Below are 24,762 nucleotides of genomic sequence, written 5' to 3'. Positions count from 1 at the left end.
TTTTTGCTATAATGATTAACAGTGTGAATTTCGAGTAGGCGCGGCTAGCTGATGTTAGCTGAGGAAAGTCCACGCACGCACAAGCTGAGATGCTTGTAGTGATCGTATTCAGCCCAATAAGCTGGAGGAAGGTTTAGGCCTTCACGGCGGAAAAAGTGCTAAATCTTCGGACATGCATGACTATCCTGAAAAGTGCCACAGTGACGAAGCAAAGTTAGAAATGACTTTGGTGGAACGAGGTAAACCCTGCGAGTGTGAAACCCAAATTTGGTGGGGGAGTTTCGGTCTAAGGAAATGAACTAAAGACCGGGTTATTGCTTCAGGCAATAAAGATAGATGACTACTGAAGATGATCTTGGCCAAAGATCATTGGAACAAAACGTGGCTTATAGAGATTCACACAGGCAGAGTTGGGCTTTTTAGCTCAGCTCTTTTTATTTTGAAAATGAAAGAGTAATAATGAAAGAATACCAACTTTATGCAACCATGGGCGCTGGTTTCGAAAGCGTCGTTAATAAAGAACTGCAAGCGATGGGGTATCAGACCCGAGTAGAAAATGGTCGCGTCTTTTTTAAAGGAAATCAAGCAGATATTGTTAGAACTAATCTTTGGTTGAGAACGGCTGATCGAATCAAAATCTTGCTTAAAGAATTCAGAGCAACAGATTTTGATACTTTATTTAATGAAGTTTATGACTATGATTGGGCCGAGTTATTGCCAGTAGATGCAAAATTCCCAGTTCAAGGTAGAGCTGTTAAGTCTAAACTACATTCTGAGCCAGATGTGCAGTCGATTGTGAAGAAGGCAATTGTTAATAAGATGGTTGATCAATACCATCGTCGCGGTTTTTTACCAGAAACTGGTAATGAATATCCATTAGATGTACATATTTATAAAAATGTAGCCAGAATTTCCTTGGATACAACTGGCGCGAGTTTATTTAAACGGGGTTACCGTGTTGAACATGGTGGCGCTCCAATGAAGGAAAACTTTGCGGCTGGCTTGTTAAAATTGACACCATATAATGGTACTCATCCTTTAATCGATCCAATGACCGGTTCAGGAACTTTAGCAATTGAAGCAGCGTTGATTGCCAAAAATATTGCACCTGGTACTTGGCGTGAATTTGCCTTTGATGGCTTTGACTGGTTTAACCCTAAGTTGCATGACGAAGCTTTAGCTAAGGCAAAAAGTGAAGTAAAGCCGCTTGAATCACCAATTTGGGCTAGTGATATTGATCAATCAGTTCTTGAAGTAGCAAAATTAAACGCTCATAATGCTGGGGTTTTGCAAGATATTAGATTTAAACAAGTTGCGGTTAAAGACTTTACTACTGATTTAGAAAACGGCATTATTATTGCCAATCCGCCTTATGGTAAACGATTGAAAGATCGTGAGTCGGCAGAAGATTTATACCGTCAAATGGGAGAAGTATTGCGACCACTCAGTTCGTTTAGTCAATATTACTTAACTGCAGATCCTAACTTTGAAAAATGCTTTGGCGCAAAAGCTACCAAGAAGCGTAAATTATTTAATGGTAATTTGAGAGTTGATTTCTACCAGTATTGGGCTAACAGAAGGTAAAAAATGATTACGAAAGAGCTTAACACAGAATTTTGGGTAATTTCGGATACACATTTAATTTCGGATAGTTTGCATGATGAAGGACAAGCTTTTTCACGGATGCAAAAGACTAGCCAAGGGAAGGATTTGTATTATCAAGAAACTGCGCTTTCGGCTTTTATGCGGATGGCACAGCGGAAAAAGCCTGCTGCAATTATTGTAACTGGCGATTTGACCTTTAATGGTGAGCGAGTTTCGGCTGAGAAATTTGCCCAAATTTTTAAACCATTAAAGGAAACTAAAGTATTGGTTTTACCTGGTAATCATGATATTTTTGATGGTTGGGCCAGAGAATTTCGCGGAAAAAAACAATTTTATGCTGGTGAAATTAGTCCAATGTTCTGGCGTTCAATTTTTGATAAATCGTATCGTGAAGCTTTAGATGAAGATAGTAATTCATTGGCTTATAGTGTCCAGTTGAATCCACAATATCTTCTGGTTTTAGCAGATTCCAATATTTATGGTAAAGAAGAAACAACTGAAGCACCACATACTCATGGTAAAATCGGCAAAGAGCAATTAAAGTGGATTGAAAAACAGTTCCGCTATGCACAAGAACATCAATTGCGGCCAATTTTGTTTATGCATCATAATTTATACGCACATAATCCTGCGGTTAATAAAGGCTACGTGGTTGACGATGCAGTTGATCTGCGACGTTTGTGTGCGCGGTATAATGTGAAGTTGGCTTTTTCTGGTCATATTCATGCGCAAAATATCATGGGACCGCAAGATATGACACCGACAACAGAGATTGTTACGTCAAGTTTTTGCTCTAATGATCAAGGATATGGTGTAGTACGCGTGCATTCACGACATATTACTTATGTGCGTTGTAATTTTGACATGACCAGATATTTGAATGATGAAGAAAAAGAGAATTATACTTTGGTTCACTTTCGTAAATATTTGAAAGATCTGCAGTTAGGCAGTATCTCAGCTGATATGATGCAAAGTGAATTGAATCAATATCATGAAGATATTGAATTAGTTAAAGCAATGGGCGACTTGTTTGGTTGGATGAACTACCATTTCTTTAATGGTCATAATCACATCAAGGTTAGCGAGCTAAACAAGATCCACGCTTCTAAAGAATACCAAGTTTTGATTAAGCATCACCCAGAATATCGGTTATATTTGAAGACGCTGTACGACACTTCGACGCATAGCAATTTACAAGTGAAAATTCGGTATTAAAAAGCACAAAAAAGCATCCCCATCATATCAAGAAGAGGATGCTTTTTTCATATCATTATTGACGCCAAGCGCTATCTAATTTTTGTTGGCCAGCCTTAATTTGAGCATTAATATTTTGATGCTTATTAGCAGCAATTAAAATGTTTTCCATAATTTGATTCATACCATTATAAGCAGAGTCAGAATTCTTAGCTACAGGAACGCTGTAAAGATGCTTCATTGAATTCTTTAAGACACTTGGTAATTTCATCTTGCTGTCCAAGTATGCCTTGCTATTTAATACATTATCATTAACAGGAATATAGCCAGTCTCATTAGCCCAAGTTAATTGGCTAGATTTGTTAGTCAAAAACTTCATATATTTCATTGCGGCTTGCTTTTGTGCTTTTGAAGCGTAGTTGAAGACATAAAGATCAGTTCCTTGAGAAATAGTGTATTCACCAGGGCGAGGAGCAACACCATATGTAAATTTATTACCTACGCCCATCTTAGTGTAGCTTTCACCAGCTGAAGTACCGATGTACATTGCGACTTTTTCATTAGCAAAAGGACCGGAGAGGTAACGTTCACTACCAGCGGTTCTAAAGTAGCCATTGCGTACGCCATCTGCATAGAAGTTAATAACTTTTTTAGAGACAGCCGACTCTAACTTGGTTGAACGACCAAAAGTTTGTCCTTCATTCTTGAGGCCTAGAACATAGTAGTTGGCTAAGTTGTCAAAACCAGCACCAACAATTTTATGGTTTGATTTTTCATAAATTGCTTTAGAAACAGATTTAAGCTCTGCCATTGTCTTAGGCACCTTTAAGCCATATTTCTTAAGCAAGGTCTTGTTGTAAGTTAAGACTTCGATTGATTTGTTGAAGGGAATACCATATTGGACGCCATTAATTTGCGCACCCTTCATTAATTCAGGACGAATATTAGATTTGGCAGCTGAGCCCCAACCGTAAGTTGAATTATTAATGTATGGTGTCAAATTAGCCAACATTTTATTTTGAGCAGCTTGGTAAAGCCAACCAGGGTAGGCCTGAGTCATTGTCGGCAAGTTATTAGGGTTTTGCTGAGTAGAAGTGATTTTCCCTTGTAATTGAGGGTAATTGCCTTGATTTTCTAGCTTAACTTTGATATTAGGATTTTCCTTCTCAAATTTATTAGTCAATTGTTTTAAAGTTTTTTGTTGCGCACCGTTCATTGCATGCCACATGGTAATTTCAGTCTTACCATTTTTAGCAGGGGCAGTGCTCTTCTGATTTGAACAAGCTGCTAAAAATAATGCTGCGGTAGTTACTGCACCAATTGATAAATATTTTTTTAAGCCTTTCTTTATCATCGAATTCTCCTCACTAAAAAATAGCATTAATAAAAATGAAATTTAAAATAAATTTTTATTTTAATAAGTACAATATCTTGTGTCACTTATTAATCAATGCAAGATAATATACTACTGGTTAAGAAAGTGAAAATCAACTCTTGACTTTTTTTAGTGTTTGAAAACATTGATACATCAACATTTATTTGCTTAATAAAAATATTAGTAGCAGGGAAAATCAAATTAAAAACACATTTCATCAAATACAATATCTTGTATATAGAAAATGTAAGAATTGCTTAAGCTGAAGCAAAATAATAACTATTTTTCAGCAAGTAGCTTATAATTATAGATGAGCTTATGAAAGAAAGGTCGAATTTTATGAAAAAATTAGATACTACTAAACTTACTGACGAACAAATTGAATTCTTTAACTCACACTTACCATACATGGCAACTGTAGATGCTAACGGTGTGCCACAAGTTGGTCCTAAGGCTTCACTTAAGGCAATTGATCCTTCAACTATTCAATACCTTGAAAAGACCAAGTCAACTGCTTATGAAAACTTGAAGAATGGTTCAGTAGCAGCTATCGTTGTTGCTGATGTTCCTACTCACAAGGCATTTCGTGTTTTAGGTCACGCTGAAATTCACGAAGGTGACGATTACGCTAAGAAGATCGTTTCAGGCACTGACACTCCAAATGCATTTGTAGTTAACATTAAGATCGAAGAAATTGATGCTTAATTTAATCTATTGAGCTGATAAAGCATCCCGAGGACGGGATGCTTTTTTAGTTGTTATAATTGAAGTGTAACTAAAATAAGGATAAATTTTGAAAAAAGGTAAATTGTGATTACTAATAAAAAACAGCCAGTTCTATGGCTATTATCAGATACACATTTAATTGCAGATAGTCTACATGATGATGGCGCTGCTTTTCAGCATATGCGTAATACCAGTGCAGGCAAAGATTTAGATTATCAAGAAATTGCTTTAACAGCCTTTGTACGCAAAGCAATTGCCGAGAAACCCACTGCAGTGATAATTACTGGGGATGTAACTTTTAATGGCGCTAGAATATCGGCTGAGCGTTTAGCCGATATTTTTCAGCCTTTAATTAAAAATGACATTGCTTTTTTCGTTTTGCCAGGCAACCATGATATTTTTGATGGTTGGGCCCGTAAATTTAAGGGAGCTCAGGAATACTATACGCTGCAAATTGGACCAGCTATTTGGAAGGAAATTTTTGCCAATTCTTATCAGGATGCACTTCACGAAGATCCTAGTTCATTAGCTTATAGTGTTAATTTAAATCCGCAATATCGCTTAATTCTTGCAGATTCAAACATTTATGGTAGTCAAGAATCGCGGTCCCATCCAATTACTAATGGGCGGATTTCAACTTTTCAATCGAATTGGATTGAAAGAGAACTAATTGATGCCCAAAAACACCAGCAACAAGTATTATTTTTCATGCACCACAACTTATATCGGCATAATAAGGTAATTTACCAAGGTTATATTTTGGATAATGCAGTCGAATTACAAGCTCTGCTACAAAAATATGGCGTTAAAATAGTTTTTTCAGGACACATGCATGCTCAAAATATTATTGGACCATTTGCCAATTCTCCGATTGCGGAAGTGGCAGGGGCTTGTTTTTGTATGACTACGCAAGAATATGGTCAAGTTCAGTTGAACGAGACGAGGATGAGATACCAGGTACACTCATTTGAAATGAAACCTTGGCTGACTAAAGCAGAACAACAAAAGTTGCCGCAGCAAGATTTTCATCAATATTTACAGCAGCTATTCTTTAACCTGGGCGAGCAACAGTTAATTCAAATTAAGCAAGCTATGCAAGAAAAAGAAGCTGAAGCTGTAATTAGCTTTGCAGATCAATTAAATTGGAACTTTTTTATTGGTAAAAGTAATTATTCCAACGAAGAGAAAAACAAGATTGTTAATTCGGCTGAATATCAACTAGTCGCAAAATATTTGCCAGATTTCAAACGTTATCTCGACTCTTTTTTAGAGGTAAAGCAGAGCAGTCAGCAGTTGCTACTTAAATGGTAATTAGTGATAGTAGATGTAGTAGGCAGGCTAGTATTAGGCATATTGTTAAATAGTTTTTATTAGAGATTGAAACAATTGAGTTTCAATCTCTTTTTTAATAAGAGCCTTTCTATTGTTATAATAAATCTGTTTGTAATTTTTTGATTTGGAGGAAAAAAGGTGGAAGAAAGTAATAAAATCAATGTTAGAAGGTTAGTGGGAGCGATTCTTTTAGCATTTTTTGCAGTTGGTACATTAGGCTATGCTCAGTATTTAGCTTCAGTTGCGTGGATCGGTATTGTGCGCCAATTCCAATACTTCTTGTATTTTTATGCTGCATGGGCAGTGGGATTAACAATTTGGTATTTAGTTACCTTAAAGAAAGCACCCGTCAAAAAAGCTGAAATGATTGCTAAAATCATTTTCTTTGTGGTGATTGGGCTTAATGCAATCTATGGTGCAATGCTTGATTATAGTGATGCGACTTTTTTAGGCGTGTTATTAATGCTTTTTTATGCGATTGCTTGTCCCTGGGGTAAGGCAGGATATAGGAAGCATCCCTATGGTGGTAATAATTCTACTGATTCTGAAAGTAATGAATCTAATACGGCTACGACTAATTTTCCTTGGTACAAAACTTGGTGGGTTTGGTTGGTAATTATTGCTACCATTGTGTTCATTTCAGGAGCCTTCTTGATTATGACTGATGGTAGTTTTAGAAGTTCAAGCGCAAGTACTGATCCATTTGCAGAAAGTCATAAGTCTAGTGCTAATACAATTAATGTTGGTTACAAAAAGTATCAGATCAAGGCAGTCAAAACTTACAGAATTGGCTACATTGATAAGAGCTGGGATGGTGGAACAATCAAAATTAATAAGATTAAGATCTATCAAACAACTAAATCATATAAGTATGATTCTGCTAATGATGGTAAGTTTCAAGTGAATGGCTTTGCTAGAATTTATATGTCAGTTAGTGCTCAGGATGATATTTCGATTTATCCTTCACAAGGTACATATAATTATTCAAATGGTGAACAACATGATGCCGATAACGGCGAAAGTTGGGATGGCGATATTAATGCTGATGTTACTAAGTCTGGTACAATTACCATACCGATTCAACATTTAAAGTCAGTTTCAGCAATTAAAAATATCAGAATTAAATTCACTGGTAATGCTCAAGACACTGATGATGATTCGCTTGATAAAACATTTGATTTTACTGTTGATTTAAAATAATACGAGGCAAAAATGAAAAAGAAAATATTAGCTGGTGTAATTACTACAATGGCTGTTTTGACTTTGACGGGATGCCAGAGTCATAAATCAGCAAATGTGAAGAAGACAACTGGTGTTGGTAGTGTTAGAAAAACTGGAACGTCTGGTAAAAGAGTTTTTGGCCATAATGGTAGTTCTGAGACTAATGATTCCAACCTTTGGGATTCAGAAAAGCAAGATAAGCTTGATGACTTCTTTGATGACTGGGCTGATAGCATGGATCAAGAGTATGAAAAGTATAGCGGTAGTGGTCAAATCAAGACTGCCGCTGGCGAAGAATTCCCAAAAGAATTTGATCGTGTGCAAGTAAATGGTCAAAAAGCGAGCTTATCATATGAACCAGATGGCAAAGGCAATAGTGACTACAATGTTGTAGCAATTTATAATTATGACAAAGATGAGGGTGCAAGTCATATTACTTACTTTTTTGCTTTTCATAATGGTCAACCAGTTGTGTTAGTTGATGAAACTACTAATGGTGAGTATGTTCAAGTTAAAGAAACGGCTAACAAGGATTTAATTAATGGATTTGATGCAATTGCTGCAGGTAAAGATGCATCAATGCCTGATTCAGATGATGATACAGATACTAATGATTCAGACTCGGATACCGAAGACGTTAAATTAGTTGGTGTATTTGTAGGACTCTTAAAATCTGGTGACTGGTTTAAAGATGGACTTAAGGAAGGTCAAATGTATTATGGTACTGACTGGGATTATAAAGGCAAGATGAAGGGCTATGATTACATAACCGCTAACGGTGATCCTACTAGTTACTTTTGGTTTAAACAGAATGGTAATGATGTTACTGTTAAATTTGTTGATGATAGCCATGCTAAATCAGTTGCAGAGGCCCCGATTAAAACAGAACATTATACCATTGACCGCTTAAAGAGTGATTACTATGTAAATAGCAGTCAAAAGGCCGAAGTTAATGGATATGTTAAAGCCTTGAAACCAATTGAAGATGCGGATAAGTAAAAGTAAGACTATAAATAAAAAAATAAGAATTTGCTTCAAACGTAATTGGGGCAAATTCTTATTTTTTAATCATTATTAGTAATAGTTAAGGTGCTAAATGCTCCTCCTCCAGAACCATCGCCAAAGCCACCAGAATCTCCACTTGAAAAGCTACCAGAGTCACTTGCCCCAAAGTTACCAATATCAGCTAACATCTTTTTAAACCCACGTATTTTTTCGGTCTTTTTAGCTCCTTTTTTAGTGTAAGTACAATTACGTTTTTTATGGATTCGTCTACCAACAATATTGATTAAAAATAAAGTGGTAATTGTAACTGAAATATATGAATCAGCTTTGATTATAAATAAGGATATAGGGACTAGCATAAACAGTAAGATATTTAGTAAAACTGATTTGAAGCGGATGCCGTCGTAATTGGCTTTAAGCTTTTTGCTAATGAATCCTTGATTGATTATACATTTCTTCTTTCCAATTTAAAAGAGTCATGAGATAAATAGTAATCTCTTAGGTCTTGAGTTGTAAAAGATTCTTCGTTGCCTACAATATCAAACATTTCTTTAATGAATCTTGATTCTTCTTTTACTGTAGGATCAACTAATTCAATCTTATAATTAGAATTTTCAACTTTGGTAATTGTGATACGTTTTTTTCCTGCTAAATACATCAAATAAGCAGGAAACGCTTTATTATTTAGATATTCTCCAGTATCTAGTACTTGTGCAGTAACTGGATCTACGTCAGGAATTTCATAATTATGAGGTGATTTAGATGTACGTCGTGGCATGGTACCACTACGTTCGCTAAAAAATAATTTCCTAAAGATAAAGAGACAGGGGATAATACCTATAACTAGCGAACTAATTGAAATAGTCTGCTTCAGTATCTTCTTTCGTTTCTGTGCGCGTTTTGTTTGAGCTAACAGTTCTTTTTCCTGGAGAAAAAATGATTAGAATGACGAATATTTTTATTCAAGCGAGTGACAGATGGGGAAAAGATTGTATGAACTTCTACTCCCATATCACCAGGGACATTATTGGCTGTTAGAATCATTTGTCCTTTTTTACGATTGACTTTGGTGTAACTGGAACTAGGGCCGTGTGCCCAGACTTTTAATTTGGAAATATTTTGCTTTTTGAAATTAATTGTAACTTTAGTATGTTTAAGTTCAGTTTTCCAGCCATTACCGATAATTTTGTAATTTAATTCTGCTATATCATGCCAATTAATGACGGCGTTAGTAATTATATAAGAATAGGTGACTTTTAATTTATTGCCATCAATAATTGGCACAAAAACTTTAAAGCGATAACCCTCTTTGGTATTTGAAAGTTTATAGGGAAAATCTACTTCAGAATTTGTTTTATCTAGCTTGAAATCGGTGTGTGGATCTGAAGCAAATGATATATGAACTTCAGGCTTGATTAATTTCTGGTCAGAATTCAAATTTTGCTGGTAATAAACTCCATTGGCTATACTGTTAAATTTATAGTAAATAGTACGTTTGATAGATAAAGAGCCGTTTTTATTAACAGTAGCATTAACGTTTACCTTGTTTATTTTATATTTTACATCTGCATGAACAACAGGTTGAGTGATATTGCCGAAAATAAAGAGCGCAAAAAATCCAACTATTAGGGAGATGAGTTTTATCTTTTTCATTAAAATAGTCCTTATAAAAATAAATTATTTTCGATTTAGCATAGTTTTAGAAAAAGATTTTGAAAAAAATATTGAGGGGATGCGCTATATTGATGCCCCTTTTTGTATTTGGACTACTTGTGATTAAACAAAGCTTCGGAGTAAAATAAAGTTATATTGACTTAATTTATTAGAGGAAAAGTAATGTCTAATTTTGAAACTTCACAAAAAGATTACCAAGAATACGCCAAACTAGCTTCTAGTGCAGAGAGTCTAATTTATTCTGATCCTAGAAGTAGTTTGACTGTTTTTGGTACTTTCGGCGAGCAATTAACTAAAGAAATCATGCACTTAGATGATTTAGGCGATTGGGATCTGAATCAAAAACAACGAATTGAAAAAATGGCATATTCTAAGAATGAATATCCACCTACTGTTTTGAATGCTCTTAATTTGATCAGGTTAAGACGTAATAAGGCAGCTCATGATGATCATTTTATTGCTACCAAAAAGATTGCACTTGAAATTGATCAGAGTGCTTATTTGGTATGGAAATGGTTTTTAGAAGTTTATTCTCTTGATGAAGTTGCAGATTATGTTGAACCACAAGACCAAAAAGCTTTAATTAAAACTCAAGAAGATAAAATTAAGGCTCTGGAAGAAAAGATTAAGCAGTTACAACAAAATAGGGTGCAAGAAGTTATAGTTTCTCCTGAAGAGCGTGAACGCAGACGAAATATTAACGTTCAATTTGCTAAAAAGCATGAGCTAACTGAAGCAGAAACACGTCAGTTAATTGATCAACAATTGCGAGATGCAGGCTGGGAAGTAGATTCTCAAAAATTGAATAATTGGACTCAAAAAACTGAGCCGCAAAAAGGTCATAATATGGCAATTGCTGAATGGGTTTTACCAGATGGACAAAGAGCAGATTATGCATTATTCAAAGGCTTGGAGTTCTACGGAATTGTCGAAGCAAAAAAATGGGATCAAGACATTGCAGGACAGATGGCTCAGCCTAAAGAATATGCAAAGGAAGTACCTTTTAGGTCAGATTATCGTCTTGTTGCAAATGAAATGGGTAATTACAAAGTTCCATTTATTTATACTGCAAATGGTCGTCCATATCTTAAACAATATAAAGAAAAGTCTGGTATTTGGTTCTGGGATGCACGTAATCCTAAAGAAAGTGCATATGCTCTGGAAGAATTCCATAAACCTGACGATTTGTCTTTAAAGCTTTCTGCTAAGAATAAAGAAGAAGCAAACCGAGACTTGATAGACGATCAAGATTTTCCTGATTTTGCAGATCGTGAATATCAAACTGATGCAATTAAAGCAATGGAAACTGCTATTAAAGAGGGGAAAAAACGTATCCTTCTAGCAATGGCCACAGGAACTGGTAAAACTAGAACAGCTATTGCCTTAATGTATCGATTGTTGAAACATAAGAGGGCTAGGCGAATTCTTTATTTAGTTGATCGTAATTCTCTTGGTCGGCAAACTGCTAATGCAATTAAAGATAATAAGATCGGTACTATGTCGATTGCTTCCATTTATGGCATAAAAGAATTGAGCGATAAAGCACCTGAAGTTTCTACTAAAATTCAAATTGCAACGGTTCAGGGAATGATCAAGCGTCTTTTCTTTACTGAAAAAAATGATGATAAACCATCTGTTGGACAATATGACTTTATTATCGTTGATGAAGCCCACCGTGGCTATGCTGAAGATAAGGAATTGAGTGATAAAGAATATCAATTCTATAGTCAGGAAGATTATGTTAGTCAGTATCGTCGAGTAGTTGATTATTTTGACGCTACTGCAATTGGTATGACAGCTACACCAGCTTTGCAAACTATCGATATTTTTGGTGATCCAGTATATTCTTATAGCTATCAACAAGCAGTTCTTGATGGTTACTTGGTTGATCATGATGCACCAGTAATAATTAAAACGCAGCTTTCTCAAGAAGGGATTCATTTTAAAAAGGGTGCAGAAGCCTCTTTCTTCAATCAAGATGAACAAACAATTGATAAAGAAAAATTACCAGATAATATGGACTTTGATGTTAAAGACTTTAATCATCGGGTAATTACGCGTAGTTTTAATCAAGTAGTCTGTGATGAATTGGCTGAAAAATATTTAGATCCTAATGATCCTGATTTAGGTAAAACTTTAATCTTTGCGGCAACTGATGCTCACGCAGATATGGTAGTTGATTTACTCAAGCAATCTTTCAAAAAGGCTGGTAATCCAGTTGATGATGATGCGATTGAAAAGATTACTGGTTCAATTCGCCATCCTAACCAAGAAATTAAAAACTTCAAAAATGAAGTGAACCCTAATATTGCAGTAACTGTTGATCTGCTAACTACTGGGGTTGATGTACCACAGATTACTAATATCGTCTTCTTGAGACGGGTTCAATCAAGAATTTTGTATGAACAAATGCTTGGTCGTGCAACTAGACTTTGTCCTGAGATTAATAAATCAAAGTTCAATATTTATGATGCAGTTGGAATCTATGAAGCAATGAACAAAGTAACGAATATGAAGCCGGTTGTTAAACAACCAGGTCATAATGTTCATTATTTCTTGAACCATAAGGATGATTTTTTTGAAACCAATGAAGATTCAGCGCAATATCAAGTAGATATGGCCGGTGCAGTGGAACGGAAAATTAAGCGCCTGGATGATACTAGACGCAATGAGTTTCAACGTTTAGCTGAAATTAAGTCGATTGATCAGTGGGCGCGTGAATTAAGTAAATTAGATAAGGCCCATTTTTTACAGCAATGGCCTAAGTTTGAGCAGTTAGACCACATTAGCCCAGTCAAATCCAAGCAAATAATATCTGACGCAGTAGACAAAGTAGTTAATGTAAGTCGAGGTTATGGGCATGGCAATCAAAAACCAGCGGATTATATTGAAAACTTCAATAAATTCGTTAAGGAAAACGTCAATACTATTCCAGCCTTACAAGTTGTAGCTACTAGACCGAAGGATTTAACTTTTGATGAACTCAAAAATATTAAACTTAAGCTAGAGCAAAATGGCTTTAAAGAAAATGATTTGCAAAGTGCATGGAAAAACGTTAACCATGTTCAGACCACTGCCGATATTATTAGCTTCATTAGACAAGCTGCGGCTGGATCTGAGTTGGTGGATCATGATGTTAGAATTCATAATGCCATGCAAAAAGTTTATGGTTTAGCTGATTGGACTATTCCGCAGAAGAAATGGTTAAAACGCATAGAGAATCAATTATTGTCGTCAACAGTATTAGGTCCTAATGCAGAAAAGGCCTTTGATGATAACTACTTTTTCAAACGGCATGGCGGCTACAAACAGATTAAGAAGATCTTCCCAGAGAACGCCGATCAGATTATTTATGTTTTGAATGAAAATTTATATGTTTAAAGGGAGTATAGTGCAAAAAGATGGAAGATAATTTAGAAGTCACTAAAAACAAATATTCAATACCGCAGATGACGATTGCTTTTATTGTCTTAACGGTAATCTATTCTTTTAGAAATATAATTTTCTTAAATGTTGCTTTTTTTAAAAGTAATAATGGCGAATTACTGTTAGCGGTTATCGGATTAATCATTTCATTAATTTGTGCTCATTTCGCTAATATCTTTGCAGGGAAAAGTTTTGGAATCTTTGTTCGGAGAATTAAACAAGGAAAAGTACTTTGGCTTACATTTTTCTTCACTTTATCAGTGATCATTATTTATTATGGAAAAGTTAGCCAATGGATTGAAACTGCGCATCAGCCACTATTCACAATGGTGACTATTTTCTTATCAGCAATTGCGGCAGGTCTGTGTGAAGAATTTTTGTTCCGCGACCTCCTGTTTAATATTTTTACTAAATTATTTGTTAAGCAACGCTATGTTTTGATTTTGCCAGCAATTTTGAGTTCATTGTGTTTTGGGTTACTCCATTTTATAAACTTAATTAGACAAACTTTTACAGTAACCGCTCAACAGGTAATAGTAGTGACCGCTATGGGATTGATGTTCTGTACAATAAGAATATTGACAAATAATATGTGGCCTTCTGTCATTATGCATATTGCCTTTGATATATCGCCAGTTGTGTTGACTGGGGACGCGTTAGCACCGTGGTCAAGTATTATCGTCATTTTTATTTGGATTAGTGGAATATCACTACTAACTATTTGGGCGTATCATCATCATTGTTTAAAAGAGAGATTGAATTAGAAAAATGCCTTAAACGGCATTTTTATTTTGATCACGAAAAGTTGTGATTAAAATGAGCGTGTGCTAAACTTAAAGTAACACGGAGGGCACAACATGTTAATTGAATTCACTGTTAAGAATTACGCTTCTTTTAAGGAAAGCACTACTTTGTCTGCAGAAACGGGCAATAGACTACGTAAATTGAAAGAAACTAATACTTTCTCTAATAAAAAGCCATCATTGTTAAAAAGTCTTTTGCTATTTGGACCTAATGGTTCAGGTAAATCACAATTAATTCAAGCTTTGCAAACAATGGAAGGAATAATAACTCATCCAACTCAAGCAGTAACAGATAAGTTGAATTATTATCCTTTTTTATTTGATGAAAAATCAAAAAGTGAAGATACCCATTTTGAAGTAAAGCTTGAGTTAAATGGCAAAATTTATGATTATTCATTTAGCTATAATCGAGAGAACATTACTTATGAATCATTAACTTTAATTAGTGGTAATAAAGAAACAAATATCTTCTCTAGACATGATAATGATGTTCAGGTTTCTAATAAACTTTTAGAAGGAAGCATCCCCAAACTTAGAAGTAATTCTCTGTTCTTATATTTAGCACAATCTGAAAATGATGCAGACTGCATTGCTATTTATAAATGGTTTGCTAATGATTTGATTTTTATTGGCAGCGGCTATCCAGTAAATATCCCTGACGAACTTTTAAATTTGATGGAAGATGAATACCTCAAAAAAGAAATGATCTCATTCTTAAGTTTTGCGGATTTTAATATCTCTGATATTAGAATTAGAGAAGTACCTGCTAATCCGTTGAATCCACAATTACAAAAGATTGTAGAGAATTTAAATATTGATTATCCTAAAACAACTAAAGAACTATATACGGTTCACAAGATTTATCATCAAAATGAAGTTATTAATTCTGGGGAACTTCCATTAACACAAGAGTCTGTTGGTACACGTCGTTTATTTTATATAGTATTAGCAATGATGCTTGCTCAAATGAATGGTAACGAGAAGACGATTATAATCGATGAATTTGATGATTCATTGCATGTTGAACTTGCAGCTGCTTTAGTTCGTATTTTTAATTCAACAGAAAATTTGAATCAGTTTATTATCACTACTCATGATATTCAGTTGTTAGACAGCGATCTGAGAATTGATCAAATTTATTTGTTAGATAAAGATTTTCACGGAATCAGCAATTTGAAATCAATCTTTGATTTTGAAGATGCACGCAATAAAGGACGACATGACATTTCCTTTGCTAAGAGATACTTGCAAGGTAAATTCGGTGCAGTTCCTGTGATAGATGTAGATGGATTGCTTGATGTATTGCAAATGATTCATGAAAAATATGGGGATGAGCATGGGAAGAAAGAGAAACAAGGTTAAATCTAATCCAATTATTGGCATTCTATGTGAAGGTGAATCTGAAAAGCAGTATTTTACGATGCTTAAACAAAAATATCGTTTGGCAAATATTAAAATAAAGGTAGTAGCTGCTGATTTATCTGGTCGAAGCCTAGTTGAAAAAGCCATTAAGTTTAGTAAATATAATCATTTGGATAAAACCTATGTTGCTTTTGATAGAGATGAACACTCGAAAGCAGAATTAAGAGAATGTGATACACTTGCTCAAAAGAATGGTATTGCAATCATGTTTTCTTCAATAGATTTCGAAATTTGGATTTTAATGCATTTTGAACCTGTGACGCGTTCTTATACAAGAGATGAGTTAGTTCAAAAACTTTCTAAGACTGCTTATTTTAATCAGGATTATAGTCGGTTCAAAGGGAACAGTTATCGAGAGTACATTTTTGATAAAGTACAAAATGCAGTTGATCATGCAGATAAGCTATATCAAAAAAATTATGATTGGATAAATGATGATCCATTTACTAATATTCAATTATATTTACCAGAGATCTTCAAACGAGATAATTTTTAAAGGAGCAAAAGCAAGTGAACAATCAAGAAATCGTTCAAAAGTTGTGGAATGAATGTAATGTCTTACGTGATGATGGGGTAAGCTATCAAGACTACATTACGGAATTAACTTATATCTTGTTCTTAAAGATGAGCAAAGAACAAGGTGAAGAAAAAGATATTCCTGAAAAATGTCGTTGGGATAATCTTGTTTCTAAGGAAGGATTAGAGCTTAAGAACTTCTATCGTCAGCTACTCCTTGACTTAGGTAATCCTGAAATCGTTAAAAGTGAACGGATTAATGCCATCTATGCTAATGCATCAACTGCAATCGATGAACCAGCTAATTTGGAAAAGATTATCAAAGATATTGATGGTCTTGATTGGTGGTCTGCTCGTGAAGAGGGCTTAGGTGATCTTTACGAAGGATTAATGGAGAAAAACGCTAACGAAGTTAAGTCTGGTGCAGGTCAATACTTTACGCCACGTGTTTTGATTAATATGATGGTTAAAATGACGCAGCCTAAGATCGGTGATCGTTGCAATGACCCAGCAGCTGGCACTTTTGGCTTCATGGTTGCTGCAGATCAATATTTGAAAGATCAGACTGATGAGTATTCTACATTAGATGAAGATCAAGAAAGATTTCAAATTCATGAAGCATTCTCTGGTATGGAATTAGTACCCAACACGCACCGATTAGCTATCATGAACGAATACTTGCACGGAATGGATGGTCGCCTTGAACAAGGCGATTCCTTGTCTGCTAATGGTAAGTGGATGAAGAATTTCGATGTTGTCTTAACTAACCCGCCATTTGGGACGAAAAAAGGTGGCGAGCGAGTTACTCGTGATGACTTAACTTACGAAACATCTAATAAACAGCTTAACTTCTTACAGATTATCTATAATTCACTTAAAAAAGATGGTAAGGCTAGAGCCGCAGTTGTTGTACCAGATAACGTCTTATTTGCTGATAGTACTGGCGAAGCAATTAGAAAAGACTTGCTGAATAAGTGTAATTTGCATACAATTTTGCGTTTGCCAACTGGGATTTTCTATGCTCAAGGTGTGCAGACTAATGTTTTGTTCTTTACACGTGGTGAAAGTGATAAGGATAATACTAAGGAAACTTGGATTTACGATATGCGCCACCAGATGCGGTCATTTGGTAAGCGTAATCCATTGAATGACAAAGATTTTACGGAATTTGAAAAGTTATTCTGCGTAGATGATCGTTCTAAGCGCAAGGAGACCTGGGATAAGGAAAAGAATCCTAATGGTAGATGGCGCAAGTTTACGATTGATGAAATTATGGCGCGTCCTAATACTAGTCTTGATATTTCTTGGATGAACGATGAAGAAGAACATGATAATCGTTCACTTAAGGATATCTTGAGTGAGATGAATGACAAGTCTAAGGCGATTAGGGATGCACTTGATGAACTTAATAAGGCGTTAGAAGGAATTGACGACAGTGGAGACTAATACTTTAGAATTTGATGCACAAGCTTTAAGAGAAAAAATATTAGATTTGGCCATGCGGGGAAAGTTAGTCCCACAAGATCCAAATGATGAACCAGCTAGTGTCTTGCTTGAGAAGATTAAGGCTGAAAAAGAGCAGCTTATTAAGGATAAGAAGATCAAGAAAAGTAAGCCGCTTGCTCCAATTGCTGATGATGAGAAGCCTTTTGATATTCCTGATAGCTGGGAATGGGTTAGATTGGAGGATGTAGCAAAAATTGAAATGGGACAAGCCCCTAAGAGTAATACGGTTAATCAAGTTGGAAATGGGATTGAATTTCATCAAGGCAAAACAGAATTTTCAGATGAATTTATTAAAAAATCAAACAAATTTACAACTCTCAATAACAAGGTAGTAAATGAAGATTATATTTTGATGGCCGTTCGAGCTCCAGTTGGTGATGTTAATTTATTAGATCGAAAAATATACATAGGACGAGGCTTGGCTGGAATAAAAGGGTATAAAATAGATAAAAACTATTTATTTAGATATTTGATGTCTGAAAAAGCATATTATGAGTCTCATTCTAGTGGTAGTACTTTTAAAGCAATAAATGGAAATGTAATAAAAGACACTCCTGTGCCACTTCCACCATTAGAAGAGCAAAGTCGAATCGCTGCTAAAATAGCGCAGCTATTCGCTTTGCTTCGCAAAGTCGAATCTTCTACTCAACAATACACAAAACTTCAAGATTTGCTGAAGTCGAAGGTATTGGATTTAGCAATGCGCGGAAAATTAGTCGAGCAAGATCCCCATGATGAGCCAGCTAGTGTTTTGTTGGAAAAAATCAAAGCAGAGAAGGAACAACTTGTTAAGGAAGGCAAGATTAAGAAGAGTAAACCACTTCCTCCAATCGCTGATGAAGAGAAGCCATTTGATATTCCTGATAGTTGGGAATGGGTTAGATTGGGGGATGTTCTTTTGGACACAATAGGTGGAGGTACCCCATCAAAAAATAACTCGAAATTTTGGAATGGAAAAATTCCTTGGATTAGCGTCAAAGATGTCCATGAAAATCATTATGAAATTACAAGCACACAAGATTCTATAACCGAATTAGGATTAAAAAATAGTGCAACTAATTTTATTACTGCAAATACTCTTATTGTTGTAATGAGAATGGCAGTCGGAAGAATTGCTGTGAATACAATTGATGCTTGTATAAATCAAGATTTGCGTGCTCTAATTACTAGCAAATATTTATTTGATAAATATTTGCTATATATATACTCTCATCTAAATTTTGAAACATCAGGGATTACGGTGAAAGGGATGAAGATTAATTCTTTATTAACTACACTTGTACCACTTCCACCTTTGTTAGAGCAAAGTAAAATTAGCGCTAAAATAAAGCAACTGTTTACTTTAATTTAAAGCTGAAAGCCAACTCATCAAATAAAAAAAGATAATACTTTATGATATACAGACAAAGATAGGGTGTTATATTATGAAAAAAATAAAGAAAAATGGGCTAAATTTACTTATTTATATAGCTTTTTTAACAGATATATTTCTTTTAATACTGTCATTAAGTGGAAAATTTAATAATTTAGGCACACCAGGCACCTGGTTAGTAGGTATTTCAAATTTTATCGCCGTTATTTATGCTTCTAAGCAATTTAAAGAAAACAAAAGTGAAAATCAGAAAAGCATGGAACCATTAGTTTTTGCTGATTCAAGTGATAGACTTTTGACTTTTACATGGAATACTAAGAATCGTGGCAATGATCAACTTAATGTAGCAAATTATCTTAATACACCAATCCTTTTTACATTTACTAATGTAGGAATGAACACTGCAAAAGATGTAAAGTTATTCAACGATATTAATTACAATCGTATTACACTAGAAAGTATATGTGATAATCCAGACTTACAAGTAACATATGTTAACCCAACAAAATTTGATGATTATCTTTTTGATATAAACGACAAATTTAATGGTTTAATGACTTCAAATAAATTCAAGATTGATAGTCAACCGTTTATTTTTTCAAAAAAAAGTATTACTTTTCAACTACCAAGAGCATACTTATTGGCTATTTTGGCTAAAACATTAAAATATTATTCAAATAGACCAATGTTAAATGAAGATACCAAAAAATTAGATATTCCTGGGTGGAAAATTAGCATACAATATAAAGATCTTTATGATAATTTATATCGAAAAGATTTTATGCTACAAATAAGGATTATACAGAGACTATGATATGGAGAAAAAGCAAGACTATTTTCAAGGAGAAATAGTATTTACTATGAACATGAATGAAATAAATAATAAAGGATGCTCTTTTTAAACTATAAACTGGTCATAAATAAAAAATATATACGAAAGTTTGAATGAGGCTCCAAAAGCTAATAATCATAGCTAATACTATTATGATTATGATTTTTTATCACGTCATTGAAAAATAAAACTCACCCACAGAAAGGACTAACCCCATGCAATTTCACAATCCTAACGATACTATCCATGTTCCACCACAAGATATTTTTGAAAATCTAATTGATCAGGTCGAAAAGTTGCAAACACAAGTGGACAAACTCAAGCGACTTCAATATAGTAATTCCAGCAACGCACGTGATGTTTTCCTATATGGTTGTGAATTAGCTGGTAGTCAATATCTCAATCTAGCAGATCACGTGGTGCCGAAGCTATCTGAAAATGATCCGCTAGCTTTAATGCGTGAACCAAATAATGAATTCGATGAGCATGCAATTAGTGTGCACACAACAGGTGAGCTCAAGCTAGGGTACTTACCTAAGAGCAATAATTTGATCTTAAGTCGTTTGATGGATGAAGGTAATCTGTTGTTTGGCAAAACCAAGACTTTTCATTGGGGCGGCAAGCGTTTGTATTTAGTAGTAAAAGCTTACATGAGAGCATAGTAAAAGAGCATCACATTAAAGTGGTGCCCTTTTTGCTTAAGCGATTTTTCTGGGATTTACGTCGTTTGCATACTCTTTTAATTCTCGCATGCTATATTTCTTGCCGAAGATGCTATCTTTATCAGGAAGCAAACGATAGCTATTCTTTAACTTCCTCATAAATTTATTGGTGAAAACTTTCTTCTGTTGACCATAAAGCGTGTGTTGATTCAGCCATTGTTCTGCTTGATTTCTTGATAGATATTTCATGAAATCTTCCTTTCTCATATTCAGAATTGCAGGTGCTTTGACTGTATCCCTGTACACCACTATTGTAGTGCTTAGGTTGCTGAAAGTATAATGATAACTAGCATTTTATTTTGCAATTAGTTTTTCTAAATTATTCCAAGCAGTTTGAGCTGAATGAGCGACGCTTAGTGTCTTAGCATATTCACGATATTTTTGCCGCATTTTGCTTAATTCTTGGAAATGCTCGAACCAGTAATCGATTCTTTGCGCTAAGATTTGGCTATTATTGGCGGGAAAACGGTTATTTTTACTTAAAGCATAGCTAACCGTAGAAGATAGCGGACTGTCTGCAATGATAGGAACGCAGCCGCTGGCAAAGGCTTCCATGCAGGCCATTCCTTCAATTTCGACATCGGCACAGTGGACTACCAAATCACTTTGCGACATAACTTGTCTTAACTGAGCGGGAGTGAAAAATTTCATAGTCGGTTTGTTAGGCAACTTACGTGCTAATTTCTCATATTCTTTCTTCAAAGGCCCTTGACCAGCAAAGACTAGTCTAATCTCTGATGAATGCTGGGCCAATTGTATTGCCTTAAATAGAGTTATTTGCTGCTTCTCATGGGAGAATCTACCAATACACAAAATAGTAAAAGGGTGTCCCACTTTATCTTTATGCGGATTATTGATAAATTTACTGCTAATGCCATTGGAAACTACAAATAACTTTTGTCTAAATTTATATTGCTGTAACCACTTAGTTACTTTAATAGTTGGTACTTGCAGAGCATCACAATTTTTAAAGGATTTTTCTCTAAAAAAGAGCATAAAACACCAATTACCCAAGTGATTATTTAAAATAGGGACTGAAGCTGTAATATTTTGAGGATAAATATGAAAGGTTCCAACTACTGGTTTACCTTGTTTTTTAGCTAATTTGGCCGCTTGCCATGAAATAGGGAAGGGAGTCTCAATTTGGATAATATCTGCCCAAGTGACTGCTTCGATTAAAGTCTTTTTAACTGGCTTAGCGAAGTGGAAGCCTTGTTTGGCAATCAAACCATGAATAAAAGGAAGGCAGATTTTTAATTCTGGGACAGGAAAGTCTGCATTTTCACCGATTGAAAGTACGCGGACATCATGTCCCATCTTTTTGTATTCACGGACAAATCTCTGAGTTGAGATACACATTCCGTTACTCTTATTGAAATAATCATCAATTACAATTAATAGTTTCATGACTTCTCCTTAATGTGCAGATATAAATATTTCGTTATAATATAGTCAGTAGATTGGAGATAAAATATGATTTTTGGTTTTCAGCGGCAACAAGTTATAGACAATATTAAGAAAAATGTAGCTAAAAAGCAATTTAACGCAAAAGCTGAATTGCATGACCCTATCCTTAATTCTAAAGATACTAATGAAGTGGTCAATAAATATTGGCAACATACGCAAACTTTTAGTTATCGCTTGTTTAACCCAATTGTTCGAGCTATTTTTGCCGTGGCAGCGCAAATTTTAACAGGTCGTTGCTACATTGAAGGTTTAAATAATTTACCCAAAAGTTCAACGGCTTTTGTTACAGGGAACCATTATAATCAGTTCGATGTATTATTAATGAAAAAATTAGCGTTAAAGAAACATCGGCGCCTTTTTATTGTGGTTGAAGCCAGCAATCTGGTTATGCCTAATTTAATTGGGTGGGCGGTGCGAAATTTCGATTCTTTGCCAATTGATTGTAATTTGCACTATTTAAGCCGAATTTTTCCTAAAAAAGTCGAAAAAGTTCTGCAAAAACCAGGCTGGATATTGATTTATCCCGAAGAAGAATTGTGGTTTAATTATCGGAAACCTCGCCCTTTAAAGAAGGGGGCGTATTACTATGCTGCCAAGTTTAATCAGCCAATTATTTCAACTTTTACCGAAATTCAAGTAACTCCTAAAAGAGAACTATTTCAACGTGATTTTTACAAAACTAAAAAGATTTTGCATGTTTTGCCAACTATTTATCCTGATCCTGACTTAAAGACTAGAGAAAATATGCAGAAAATGGCCGCCATTGATTTTCAGCAAAAGAAAGCCTGTTATGAGCACTGCTATGGGCAAAAACTAACGACTGATTTTAGTTACGAAGATATTGCTGGATTTGCTCCGCGTGACGGTTCATTATAGTCGCAATTAATTGCATCCCTACACGGGCACGGGGTGCGATTTTTTAATATTATATCTTTTCCTGAATCGATTCATCAATTAGAGTAAACTAATAGTATATGAACATATATTAGGGAGTGTTATGTGAAAATGAATCTATTTTGGAAGATTGTTCTATGGGTACTATTTTGGTATTATCTAGCGCCGTATTATTTGTTGAAAAAGTACGTTTTTAACAAGGCGAAACATCAAGTCGCTTGGTCAGCAATCAGTTCACTGGCAATTGTTTTCTTACTTTTCAGTGCGATTGGTAACACTAATGATAGCGAAGATGATACTGCCGCCTCTAGTCCTAAAACGCATGTGGTCGTTAAAAAGGTGGGTGAGAAGAAACTAGTTCAGGCTAAAGCTAAGCGCAAAGTTTTATTAGCCGAAGAGAAAAAGAAGCAAGCAGAATATGATAAGTTATCTGCCGAATTGCAAAGCGATAAAGAAAAGAAAGTGCAAGAAGTAAAGGCGGAAAAGGTAAAAGAGAAAGCTGCTGCTAAAAAGGCAGCTCAAGCTCAACGCCAAGCGCGTAAAAATACTACAAAAACAAGCGATTCAGCTACAGATGATTCTGATTCCTCGACTGAAAGCGATGGCGGCAGTGGTAATCGAGATTTAGATACAGCTGAAACCGGCAAGATTGTTGGCAATGCTAATTCCAAGATTTTCCACGTGCCAGGTCAAGCAGGTTATCATATGAATTCTGCCAATGCCGTTTATTTCAAGAGTGAACAAGATGCGATCAATGCTGGCTATAGAAAGGCGAAGAGATAATGAATAAGAAGAAAATCGTTGCGCTTGCTTCTAGCGCTTTACTTATATTTGGCGGCTGTGGAGTAATTAGTAATCCTAATCTGAATCAAGCAGTTATTGCCAAAGTAAAAACGGTTGTTAAATATGATCACAGTCCTGAGAGAAAGACGAAACAGATCACGCAAGAAAATAAACAAACCGAAAAGAAAATTGAAAGTTTAGATAAAAAGATTGCCAAGCTGCGTAGAAAGTTAAAACAGTACACAAGCAAGCATAATATTGAATCAGTCAGTGCTGCCAAGTTAGCTAGTCTTAATTATTCGGGCAAAAATGTCATCACCGTGAATAATAATGATCCAAGTTTCTCTCAGAGTGACTTAAGCACTAATCGTGGTGCCTGGCAAGAATACGGAAATCTTGATGGCTTAAACCGAGTAACTGCTGCTAATGCTTTACTTAACCAGTCATTGATGCCGATTGCTAAACGCGAACCTTTACACGTTGATCCAACGGGGTGGCACAATAAACGTATTGATGGTGGCTGGCTGTACAATCGTTCACATCTAATCGGTTATCAATTAACCGGTCAGAACAATAATATTAAGAATCTGATGACGGGAACCAGACAATTGAATGATCCAGATATGTTACGGTATGAGGATCAAGTGGCCGATTATCTTAAAGAAAGCTGTAGCAATTATGTTCGCTATCGGGTAACACCGGTCTTTCGTGGTAGTGAGCTACTTGCTCGCGGTGTTGAAATGGAAGGTCAGTCTACTAACTCAAATGCCGTTCATTTCAACATTTATATTTTTAACGTCCAAGATGGTGTAACTTTGAATTATGCTACAGGGACTAGTCGGGTAGGGTAAAAAAGATTTTTGAAATTTTTTATTGACAAAAGCAAA

23 protein-coding genes and 1 other RNA gene are annotated in these 24,762 nt (G+C 35.1%); 18 read left to right on the top strand and 6 right to left on the bottom strand.

The window, feature by feature from the left end; translation table 11 throughout:
• Positions 1-26 precede the first annotated feature (26 nt).
• The 3 genes from rnpB to Q0Y84_RS01215 all read left to right on the top strand — a co-directional run bounded on the left by rnpB (position 27) and on the right by Q0Y84_RS01215 (position 2,820).
• Positions 27-394: RNase P RNA component class B (gene rnpB, locus Q0Y84_RS01225), an RNA gene on the top strand.
• 65 nt (positions 395-459) lie between these two features.
• A complete protein-coding gene (locus tag Q0Y84_RS01220; protein ID WP_297949995.1) occupies positions 460-1,584 on the top strand; it encodes a class I SAM-dependent RNA methyltransferase in 1,125 nt (374 codons plus the stop codon).
• A gap of 3 nt (positions 1,585-1,587) precedes the next feature.
• On the top strand, positions 1,588-2,820 hold the full coding sequence (locus Q0Y84_RS01215; RefSeq protein WP_297949993.1) for a metallophosphoesterase: 1,233 nt from the start codon (positions 1,588-1,590) through the stop codon (positions 2,818-2,820).
• A gap of 55 nt (positions 2,821-2,875) precedes the next feature.
• Here the strand turns inward: Q0Y84_RS01215 and Q0Y84_RS01210 are convergent, their stop codons facing one another.
• Positions 2,876-4,153 (bottom strand): extracellular solute-binding protein, encoded by a 1,278-nt coding sequence (locus Q0Y84_RS01210; protein WP_297949991.1) that lies wholly within the window; start codon positions 4,151-4,153, stop codon positions 2,876-2,878.
• Between the two features lie 360 nt (positions 4,154-4,513).
• Between Q0Y84_RS01210 and Q0Y84_RS01205 the strand changes: the two genes are divergently transcribed.
• The 4 genes from Q0Y84_RS01205 (at position 4,514) to Q0Y84_RS01190 (ending at position 8,452) form a co-directional block, all read left to right on the top strand.
• Positions 4,514-4,879 carry a pyridoxamine 5'-phosphate oxidase family protein gene (locus tag Q0Y84_RS01205; RefSeq protein ID WP_297949990.1) on the top strand — a complete coding sequence of 122 codons (366 nt, stop codon included), beginning with the start codon at positions 4,514-4,516 and terminating at the stop codon, positions 4,877-4,879.
• Between the two features lie 105 nt (positions 4,880-4,984).
• Positions 4,985-6,211: a metallophosphoesterase gene (locus Q0Y84_RS01200; protein ID WP_297949988.1), complete on the top strand. Its 1,227-nt coding sequence runs from the start codon at positions 4,985-4,987 to the stop codon at positions 6,209-6,211.
• A 159-nt stretch (positions 6,212-6,370) separates the two neighbouring features.
• Positions 6,371-7,432 (top strand): hypothetical protein, encoded by a 1,062-nt coding sequence (locus Q0Y84_RS01195; RefSeq protein ID WP_297949986.1) that lies wholly within the window; start codon positions 6,371-6,373, stop codon positions 7,430-7,432.
• 12 nt (positions 7,433-7,444) lie between these two features.
• Positions 7,445-8,452: a DUF4767 domain-containing protein gene (locus tag Q0Y84_RS01190; RefSeq protein WP_297949984.1), complete on the top strand. Its 1,008-nt coding sequence runs from the start codon at positions 7,445-7,447 to the stop codon at positions 8,450-8,452.
• Between the two features lie 65 nt (positions 8,453-8,517).
• Here Q0Y84_RS01190 and Q0Y84_RS01185 read toward each other — a convergent pair whose 3' ends face one another.
• The 3 genes from Q0Y84_RS01185 to Q0Y84_RS01175 all read right to left on the bottom strand — a co-directional run bounded on the left by Q0Y84_RS01185 (position 8,518) and on the right by Q0Y84_RS01175 (position 10,111).
• Positions 8,518-8,904: a hypothetical protein gene (locus Q0Y84_RS01185; protein ID WP_366791246.1), complete on the bottom strand. Its 387-nt coding sequence runs from the start codon at positions 8,902-8,904 to the stop codon at positions 8,518-8,520.
• Entirely contained in the window at positions 8,904-9,236 is a 333-nt protein-coding gene (locus tag Q0Y84_RS01180; RefSeq protein WP_366791220.1) for a hypothetical protein, read from the bottom strand. The genes Q0Y84_RS01185 and Q0Y84_RS01180 overlap by 1 nt, the downstream gene beginning before the upstream one ends.
• 131 nt (positions 9,237-9,367) lie before the next feature.
• Positions 9,368-10,111 (bottom strand): DUF2207 domain-containing protein, encoded by a 744-nt coding sequence (locus tag Q0Y84_RS01175; protein ID WP_297949982.1) that lies wholly within the window; start codon positions 10,109-10,111, stop codon positions 9,368-9,370.
• A gap of 183 nt (positions 10,112-10,294) precedes the next feature.
• On the opposite strand from Q0Y84_RS01175, the gene hsdR reads away from it, so the two are divergent.
• From hsdR to Q0Y84_RS01135, 8 genes are all read left to right on the top strand, one after another.
• The gene (gene hsdR, locus Q0Y84_RS01170; protein ID WP_297949981.1) at positions 10,295-13,513 is read left to right on the top strand and encodes a type I restriction-modification system endonuclease; all 3,219 of its coding nucleotides are present in this window, start codon (positions 10,295-10,297) and stop codon (positions 13,511-13,513) included.
• Between the two features lie 20 nt (positions 13,514-13,533).
• Positions 13,534-14,322, top strand: coding sequence for a CPBP family intramembrane glutamic endopeptidase (locus Q0Y84_RS01165; RefSeq protein ID WP_297949979.1), 789 nt, complete (start codon positions 13,534-13,536; stop codon positions 14,320-14,322).
• A 93-nt stretch (positions 14,323-14,415) separates the two neighbouring features.
• A complete protein-coding gene (locus Q0Y84_RS01160; protein ID WP_297949977.1) occupies positions 14,416-15,723 on the top strand; it encodes an ATP-binding protein in 1,308 nt (435 codons plus the stop codon).
• On the top strand, positions 15,698-16,279 hold the full coding sequence (locus tag Q0Y84_RS01155; RefSeq protein WP_297949975.1) for an RloB family protein: 582 nt from the start codon (positions 15,698-15,700) through the stop codon (positions 16,277-16,279). Before Q0Y84_RS01160 ends, Q0Y84_RS01155 begins: the two co-directional genes overlap by 26 nt.
• 14 nt (positions 16,280-16,293) lie before the next feature.
• Entirely contained in the window at positions 16,294-17,745 is a 1,452-nt protein-coding gene (locus Q0Y84_RS01150; RefSeq protein WP_297949973.1) for an N-6 DNA methylase, read from the top strand.
• Positions 17,735-19,156 (top strand): restriction endonuclease subunit S, encoded by a 1,422-nt coding sequence (locus Q0Y84_RS01145; RefSeq protein ID WP_297949971.1) that lies wholly within the window; start codon positions 17,735-17,737, stop codon positions 19,154-19,156. Before Q0Y84_RS01150 ends, Q0Y84_RS01145 begins: the two co-directional genes overlap by 11 nt.
• Before the next feature lie 73 nt (positions 19,157-19,229).
• Positions 19,230-19,991 carry a hypothetical protein gene (locus Q0Y84_RS01140; RefSeq protein WP_297949969.1) on the top strand — a complete coding sequence of 254 codons (762 nt, stop codon included), beginning with the start codon at positions 19,230-19,232 and terminating at the stop codon, positions 19,989-19,991.
• A gap of 233 nt (positions 19,992-20,224) precedes the next feature.
• A complete protein-coding gene (locus tag Q0Y84_RS01135; protein WP_297949966.1) occupies positions 20,225-20,671 on the top strand; it encodes an HIRAN domain-containing protein in 447 nt (148 codons plus the stop codon).
• Between the two features lie 36 nt (positions 20,672-20,707).
• Here Q0Y84_RS01135 and Q0Y84_RS01130 read toward each other — a convergent pair whose 3' ends face one another.
• Together Q0Y84_RS01130 and Q0Y84_RS01125 are read right to left on the bottom strand one after the other, a co-directional pair.
• Positions 20,708-20,920, bottom strand: coding sequence for a hypothetical protein (locus Q0Y84_RS01130; RefSeq protein WP_297949964.1), 213 nt, complete (start codon positions 20,918-20,920; stop codon positions 20,708-20,710).
• A 105-nt stretch (positions 20,921-21,025) separates the two neighbouring features.
• On the bottom strand, positions 21,026-22,138 hold the full coding sequence (locus Q0Y84_RS01125; protein ID WP_297949962.1) for a glycosyltransferase: 1,113 nt from the start codon (positions 22,136-22,138) through the stop codon (positions 21,026-21,028).
• A 66-nt stretch (positions 22,139-22,204) separates the two neighbouring features.
• Between Q0Y84_RS01125 and Q0Y84_RS01120 the strand changes: the two genes are divergently transcribed.
• The 3 genes from Q0Y84_RS01120 to Q0Y84_RS01110 all read left to right on the top strand — a co-directional run bounded on the left by Q0Y84_RS01120 (position 22,205) and on the right by Q0Y84_RS01110 (position 24,726).
• Positions 22,205-23,074 carry a 1-acyl-sn-glycerol-3-phosphate acyltransferase gene (locus tag Q0Y84_RS01120; protein WP_297949960.1) on the top strand — a complete coding sequence of 290 codons (870 nt, stop codon included), beginning with the start codon at positions 22,205-22,207 and terminating at the stop codon, positions 23,072-23,074.
• A 129-nt stretch (positions 23,075-23,203) separates the two neighbouring features.
• Positions 23,204-23,875, top strand: a complete 672-nt coding sequence (locus Q0Y84_RS01115; RefSeq protein ID WP_297949958.1) for a hypothetical protein — start codon at positions 23,204-23,206, stop codon at positions 23,873-23,875.
• Positions 23,875-24,726, top strand: coding sequence for a DNA/RNA non-specific endonuclease (locus Q0Y84_RS01110; protein WP_297949956.1), 852 nt, complete (start codon positions 23,875-23,877; stop codon positions 24,724-24,726). Before Q0Y84_RS01115 ends, Q0Y84_RS01110 begins: the two co-directional genes overlap by 1 nt.
• Positions 24,727-24,762: the final 36 nt, after the last annotated feature.

The organism is uncultured Lactobacillus sp. (assembly GCF_947367125.1).
Lineage (GTDB): Bacteria > Bacillota > Bacilli > Lactobacillales > Lactobacillaceae > Lactobacillus.
The sequence above is the reverse complement of the archived record's forward strand: the minus strand, read 5'-3'. Positions and strand labels throughout refer to the sequence as shown.

Bases quoted from the DNA above. Each gene is read 5' to 3' on its own strand.
- Q0Y84_RS01190 (WP_297949984.1), top strand. From the start codon at position 7,445: ATGAAAAAGAAAATATTAGCTGGTGTAATTACTACAATGGCTGTTTTG.
- Q0Y84_RS01220 (WP_297949995.1), top strand. From the start codon at position 460: ATGAAAGAATACCAACTTTATGCAACCATGGGCGCTGGTTTCGAAAGC.
- Q0Y84_RS01135 (WP_297949966.1), top strand. From the start codon at position 20,225: ATGCAATTTCACAATCCTAACGATACTATCCATGTTCCACCACAAGAT.
- Q0Y84_RS01115 (WP_297949958.1), top strand. From the start codon at position 23,204: ATGAATCTATTTTGGAAGATTGTTCTATGGGTACTATTTTGGTATTAT.
- Q0Y84_RS01125 (WP_297949962.1), bottom strand. From the start codon at position 22,138: ATGAAACTATTAATTGTAATTGATGATTATTTCAATAAGAGTAACGGA.
- Q0Y84_RS01160 (WP_297949977.1), top strand. From the start codon at position 14,416: ATGTTAATTGAATTCACTGTTAAGAATTACGCTTCTTTTAAGGAAAGC.
- Q0Y84_RS01155 (WP_297949975.1), top strand. From the start codon at position 15,698: ATGGGAAGAAAGAGAAACAAGGTTAAATCTAATCCAATTATTGGCATT.
- Q0Y84_RS01175 (WP_297949982.1), bottom strand. From the start codon at position 10,111: ATGAAAAAGATAAAACTCATCTCCCTAATAGTTGGATTTTTTGCGCTC.
- hsdR (WP_297949981.1), top strand. From the start codon at position 10,295: ATGTCTAATTTTGAAACTTCACAAAAAGATTACCAAGAATACGCCAAA.
- Q0Y84_RS01130 (WP_297949964.1), bottom strand. From the start codon at position 20,920: ATGAAATATCTATCAAGAAATCAAGCAGAACAATGGCTGAATCAACAC.
- Q0Y84_RS01110 (WP_297949956.1), top strand. From the start codon at position 23,875: ATGAATAAGAAGAAAATCGTTGCGCTTGCTTCTAGCGCTTTACTTATA.
- Q0Y84_RS01180 (WP_366791220.1), bottom strand. From the start codon at position 9,236: ATGCCACGACGTACATCTAAATCACCTCATAATTATGAAATTCCTGAC.
- Q0Y84_RS01120 (WP_297949960.1), top strand. From the start codon at position 22,205: ATGATTTTTGGTTTTCAGCGGCAACAAGTTATAGACAATATTAAGAAA.
- Q0Y84_RS01165 (WP_297949979.1), top strand. From the start codon at position 13,534: ATGGAAGATAATTTAGAAGTCACTAAAAACAAATATTCAATACCGCAG.
- Q0Y84_RS01140 (WP_297949969.1), top strand. From the start codon at position 19,230: ATGAAAAAAATAAAGAAAAATGGGCTAAATTTACTTATTTATATAGCT.
- Q0Y84_RS01215 (WP_297949993.1), top strand. From the start codon at position 1,588: ATGATTACGAAAGAGCTTAACACAGAATTTTGGGTAATTTCGGATACA.
- Q0Y84_RS01205 (WP_297949990.1), top strand. From the start codon at position 4,514: ATGAAAAAATTAGATACTACTAAACTTACTGACGAACAAATTGAATTC.
- Q0Y84_RS01210 (WP_297949991.1), bottom strand. From the start codon at position 4,153: ATGATAAAGAAAGGCTTAAAAAAATATTTATCAATTGGTGCAGTAACT.